Consider the following 6,753-nt stretch of genomic DNA (forward strand, 5'->3'; position numbering starts at 1 on the left):
GCTGAATTTTGAAAAGGCTTGTAGATGGGAAACTCAAGCCCTTTAGATTTTGATAGTCGGTGCTTTAGCTTAAGGTTAAAGCGCCAAACTATCGCACTCCGAAAACAAACTTTTAAAACAGTATAAATAGAATAAACCATATAACTGGCCAATCGCTACTTCCTCTCTTCGGAGAGGGCCGGGGTGAGGCTTTTTTGATACCAATATATTATGAAAACTAGATTTACTTATCTCTTATTCCTCCTCACGTTCTCTACCTTAATTGGTATTGGGAATTTGGCGGTTGCACAAAGTGTAAGCGGCACGGCAACAACAACAGGTTGCAGCAGTGGCGGTACCATTACGACAACCCAAACGGGATTGGGCGCCACGCCACAGTACCAGCTTTTATTGGCCGGAACGGTTGTAGCCCCGGTTGCCGGCGATGCAACCCAGTTTACCAACAGCACTGTTTTTACCAGCTTGGTAAGCGGAAGCTATACCCTCAAAGGTAGGGCTAGCGCTGCTAGCACGGTTTATACAAGTTCGGCAATAACAGTAGCCAACGGCTATACCGCAATGAATGTGGTAACCCCAACGGCAACCACACCCTGCGCAACAGGTACGGTAGCCTTAAAGGCAACGGTAACCGGTGGTAAAGCAAATTATATTTACAGCATAAAAAATACCGGCACAAACACGGTAATGGAAACCTCTGCTGCAACCAATGCATTAACTTACACTTTTGCGGCTTTACCCGTAGGGAACTACTTGGTAACGGTTACCGATAACTGTTCCAATGCAGTAACCGGTGCAACTTCTATAACCCAAAGTGGTGTTTTAATTTCAGGTATTCAACCATCAGGCTTGGTTTTGAGTAGAGCAACTAATGGAAGTTGCTCAGCTAAAATCCAATTTAATTCTTTCTATGGTTTAGGCTACGATAGTTCAGGAACTAGACCAGCGTCTGCATCTGATAAAGCTAATTTTACTTGGCGTTTAGAATTTAATGGATTAAGCTATGGTCAAGATACAAATGCAGATGGAAACCCAGATTTAGGTGGAGCAGATTTTCCAGGAACAACTCAATCTACACCATTACCTGGAGGAATAACCGATCGTGCTACAGCACTTGCAGGAAACCCAAAATACATTTTAAAAGATAAATGTGGTAACTCAGTAACTTATGTTCCTACAACTACAGGTATTGATTTCAGGGGAATAAATTGTGGTGGAGTTGGTCAACTTGTAATCCAAAATACATTCTTAGGAGGTAATTTAGCTTGTTATCCAATCAATTTTACATTTACCAATACTACTAATCCTGCTGATGTTATTTTATATTCAATGACATCAGGAAACGCACAAGTGCCAAACTCTTTTGTTTTAGGAAGCACCTATACTATTTCTTATGTTGATGCTTCAGGTGCCACAAGTGGTTTAACATCTTTATCTTCAGTTAGTTTTTCTCCTACTTCTAATAATTATCGGGTTGGAACCATTAATAAGTCAACTACAGTTTACGACTCATTTGGTATGGGAATTACAGTATTAAATGGAACTATTGGACAAGTTATTAGTACCACAATAACCGCAAGTACCGTACCTTCAACAGTTGGTTTAACCAGTAGTTCAACATTAGCTTTAAATGGTGTAAATAATTTAAGCTTTACACCTACACCATATCCTTCTAACACATTGCCGGCTGGTACTTATACCGTACAGTTATCTGGACCTTGTGGAGTTGTCAATCAAACTTTTACAGCAATTGGATATAAAGGTGTTTTAAGTAGCTTAACAACAACACCGGTTTGTGGTGGTTTTAATGTTACTGCAAATACAACTTCGGTTGAAGATGCAAGTTTTTACGAAGTTTATATAGTTTCTGGTCCCTCTAATGTTGGAGCCGTTAGAAATTTGGCTAGTTTAATTACAAGTTTACCGTTTAACGGCTTGGCTTATGGAACTTATGTATTTGGCATCAGACCAAAAAGTGGTGGTGTCTTCAATACCCAAACTGTTACCTATTCTGCAGCCAATGCCATTACTGTAGATAAAGCCAATACAGGTGGTACGGTTTGTAGCTCTGGTGCAACAAACGGTGTCTTAACCATCACGGCGGCTTCGAATTCTCCAGCTCCAGGCGATGTACTTCAGTATGCCTTGAGTACAGACGGTGGCAGTACTTATGGTACTTATCAATCTGGCAATACCTTCTCGGGATTAACCAATACCACTTATTTCTTCAAGGTAAAAGATGCCTGCGGAAACGAGATCACCAGTTCGGCACAGATCAGCGTGGCGGCAGCGCCAACGGCAACAGCCAATGGTCTACCGAGTACCGCACCAGTCTGCAAAACGGCAGGCGGTACTATGGCACTCAATGTAGATGCAGTGGGCACGGGCGTTACCTATACCTGGAGCGGCCCGGGCATTTCCAGCACTGTTGGAGATCCAGCTTACAAAGGTTTAAAAAATCCGGTAATCAGTTTAGACGGACTTACCGCAGGCGCTCAGAGCTATTCAGTTTCGGTACTTAACCCAAGCTGCAGCGCAACGGCAACGGTATCCAGCCTTTCGGTTAATATCAATGCACTGCCAACGGCAACCATCGCCTATCCAGCGGTCATCTGCCAATCTGATGCTGCAAAAAGCGTAACCATGACCGGCCAAACCGGCGGAACCTATTCGGCTCTGCCGGCAGGCTTAACCATAGATGCAACAACGGGAGCGGTAACACCGGGCACCAGTACAGCCGGTACCTATACCGTAACCTACACTTTTACCAACGGTACCTGCCCAAATACGGCAACGGCACCAGTAACCATAAACGCACTGCCAACGGCAACAATCGCTTATCCGGCAACGCCTTACTATGCAACCGGAACGGTAGCCGTGGTACAAACAGGGCAGGGAAGTGGAACCTATACCGCACTTCCGGCAGGACTGAGCATCAATGCCTCAACAGGTTTGGTAGATCTTGGCGCAAGTACGGTTGGTACCTACACCGTAACCTATACCTTCAGCAACGGAACCTGTTCGAACACCACAACAGCTCCGATAAAAATATTGAGCCCGAGCGTAACGGGTACGCCTGCAACCTCCGGCTGTAAATCTGGCGGAAGCATTACCGCGGTACCTACAGGTTTGGGCGCAACGCCACAGTACCAGTTGCTTAAGGGCGGCGTGGTATTGGCACCTGTTGCCGGCGATGCCACTCAGTACACCAATACGGCATTATTTACGGGGCTTTTGAGCGGAACAGATTATGTGATCAAGGCAAAATCTACCCCAACGGCCACGGTTTACAGCAGTGCGAACATTACCGTAGCCAACGGTTATACTGATATGGCAGTTGCTACCCCAACAAAGGTTTTAACCTGCGTTGGCGCAACGACTACTTTAACCACAACGGTTACCGGCGGAAAATCTAACTATATCTACAGCATTGCGCTACAGAGCAGTCCGGGTACGGCAATCGAAACCAGCGCATCAACAAGCGCAACCTCATATACCTTTGGATCATCTACACCTTTACCGGTAGGCACTTACTTGGTAAGCGTAACCGATGCCTGCGGAATTACCGTAACAGGTGCAACAAGTATTTCTAATCCAACGGTTGGCTTGGCAGATTTAAAAATGGGAACCAACTACGTTGTTTATCAAGGTGGTGCGGGCAGCTGTAGTGCAAATATTAATCTGATCAGAGAAAGTGGGTTTGTTTATACCTCAAATGGTATTTCTATTTCTGCTGCAGATGCTGCATTATTTACCTGGAAACTTAAATTTCAAGGAAACCTTTATGGGGCAGATAATACTGGAGACGGTAAAATGGACATCGGTGGAGCAGGACTCTCTCCATTAGCATCCACTACAACTATGCCAGCAATAGCCAATCGTGCTAATATTTTGGCAGATTATGCTAATATGAAGATTGTTTTATCTGACGCATGTGGCAACACTAAAGAATTTAACATAGTTGATTATAACGTAACCAATTCGAGTCTTGCTCCAGGTATTTGCGGAGGAACTGCAACAATAAAAACATTTATTGGAGCAGGTTTAAGTTGCCTACCAATTGATTTTGTTTTTACAAATACCAGCAATCCTGCAAATGTTGTAAGTGTTCGTCAAAATAATAATGTCGATATATTATCTGGAGGATTTATTCCTGGCGCAACTTATACCTATACTTATGTAGATGCTTCTGGATATACATCAGGTTTATATAGAGGTACAAATTCCATTAGTTTTCCAGCTACACAAACTTTTAGTGCCGCTCAATGGTATTTTGGTACTGATAAAAACTTAAATGTTTTAGGCTATGGAGTAGTACGATTAACCTTAGCGCCTAGCAGCCCAACAGATAACTTAACATGGACAGTAACAGCTTCTGATAATCCCTTAGTACCTGTTGGTTATACAAATAGTGCAATATTAAATACCTTACAAAACGGTGCCCAAGGCCAGCCAACATTACCAAGAGTCAATACTACAGACCCACTTTTTTATTGGCCAAAGGGTAATTACACCATTGCAGTAACCTCAGGCTGTGGTAGTACGAATACTAATTTAGTAGTTAGGGGTTATGCAGCCAGCTTAACAGGCAATACTTTAACCCCAATTTGTGGCGGTTTTAACTATGTTCTAAACGGTATTTTTGATGATGCAACAGCCTATCAGGTTAAAATTGCAGCCGGTTCGGCTAGCAATGTGGGAGCAACCAGAGATTTGGCAAGTACTACAGCATCATTACCATTTAATGGTTTAACCAACGGAAACTATACCTTCGAGGTTTACATTAAAGGCGGTACAACCGTAGTACTTACCCAAACGGTAACCCTGAGTTCGGCCAACGTACTCAGTGTAGACAAATCGAACACTGGCGGTTACGTATGTACCGCAGGTGCAAGCAACGGTACTCTTACCATTGCAGCAAGCACACTTGCCCCTGCACCAAACAATACCCTTACCTATGCACTGGGCACAAGCACGGGCGCACCTTATGGAGCGTTCCAGAGTCCAAATACCTTTACCGGTTTAAGTGCGGGCACTTATTTTTTCCAGGTTAAGGATGGCTGCGGAAACGTAATTACCTCCAGCGCACAGATCGGCGTGGCGGCGGCACCTTCCATCAGTATCGATGGCGGAAGCAACCCGGCAACGACCTGCAACACGGGTTCGGGCACTATGCAACTGGATGTAGATGTACTCGGCGCAAGCTCTTACCTATGGACGGGTCCGGGCATTACCGCTTTGAACAAAAACCTAAAAAATCCGGTCATCAATAAAAATACACTGGTGGTTGGTGCAAACAACTATACCTGCCAGATTGTGTTGGGCGCACCCTGCAATACCACCACTACGGCAACTGCGGTAATCAACGTAAACGGCCTGCCTTCGGTGGTAACGGTTGCCCCTTCGGCACCATGTTTCCCGGGTACGGTAGACCTTACGGCTGCTGCGGTAACCGCGGGCAGTACCTCAGGATTAACTTATTCTTACTATACCGATGCGGCGGGTACCAATGTACTCACCAGCCCATCGGCCATTGCCACCAGTGGTATCTATTACATCAAGGGGAGCAACGGAACCTGTTCGGACATCAAGCCCGTAACGGTAACCATCAACCCGCTTCCGGTAGCGGGCATTAGCTATGCTTCTGGCCCATACTGCAAACGCGGTACGGCAACAGTTGCACAGACTGGTCAGGCAGGCGGAACCTATACTTCCGATGCAGGTCTGGCTATAAATGCAGCAACGGGTACGGTAGATCTGTTAAATTCTACGGTAGGTACACATACGGTAACCTACAGTTTTACCAATGGAACCTGTGCAAGTACAACCGCAAATACAATTACCATCAATGCGAACAAACTGCCTACTGCTTTGGCAGATATTAATGCAGTCTGCAGTGCAACACCGGTTGCGCCAACCCTTTCAGATCCATGTGCGGGCGGTTTAACGGCAACAACGGCAACAGCATTCCCGATTACCACAGCAGGAACAACGGTTGTAACGTGGACATTCAACTACGGCAACGGTTATACCCAAACGGTAAACCAGAACGTAATTATTACCCTGCCAGCAACGCCGACCATTTCTCCAGCCAGCAGCACAACTTTCTGTCTGGGCGGTTCGGTAGATCTTTCTGCAACTTCGGCAACGGCTTATCGCTGGTCGAAAAACGGAACGGTTATAATCGGAGCAACCTCACAGATCTACACGGCAACAACTAGCGGAAGTTATACAGTGGAAACCGGAAACGGAACATGTTACTCTGCAGCATCCGCACCTATAACGGTAACGGTTAACCCATTGCCAAATGCACCAACGGTAGCCACTACCCAGCCAGTTTGCGGAACGCCGACTGGAAGCATCAGCATTACAGTAGTAACCGGCGAAACCTACAGCGTAGATGGCGGAACTTATTCGGCTACCTTAACCTACGCAGGTCTTGCACCGGGCGCACATACCGTATTGGCTCAGAGTGCCGGCGGATGTCTGTCGACAGCAACAAATATTACAATAAACCCAGCGAAAGCAACAGCAAGCACACCAGTGTTCGCAGTTGCCCAACCAGTCTGTGGAACGCCGACAGGAAGCATCAGCATCACTGCTGTAACCGGCGAGAAATACAGTGTAGACGGCGGTGCATTTACGGCAGCCACCACTTACGCTTCATTAACTCCGGGCGCACATACCGTTACCTCACAGAGTGTTGATGGATGCAGCTCGGCAGCAACACCGTTTACCATCAGCCCAGCGAAAGCA

1 pseudogene is annotated in these 6,753 nt (G+C 45.9%); it reads left to right on the forward strand.

Annotation, left to right across the window (positions count from 1 at the left end):
• Positions 1-210: 210 nt before the first annotated feature.
• Positions 211-6,753 (forward strand): annotated as a pseudogene (locus tag H7U22_RS22635) (hypothetical protein); the annotation flags it as partial.

This window comes from Pedobacter fastidiosus (assembly GCF_014306625.1).
GTDB lineage: Bacteria > Bacteroidota > Bacteroidia > Sphingobacteriales > Sphingobacteriaceae > Pedobacter > Pedobacter fastidiosus.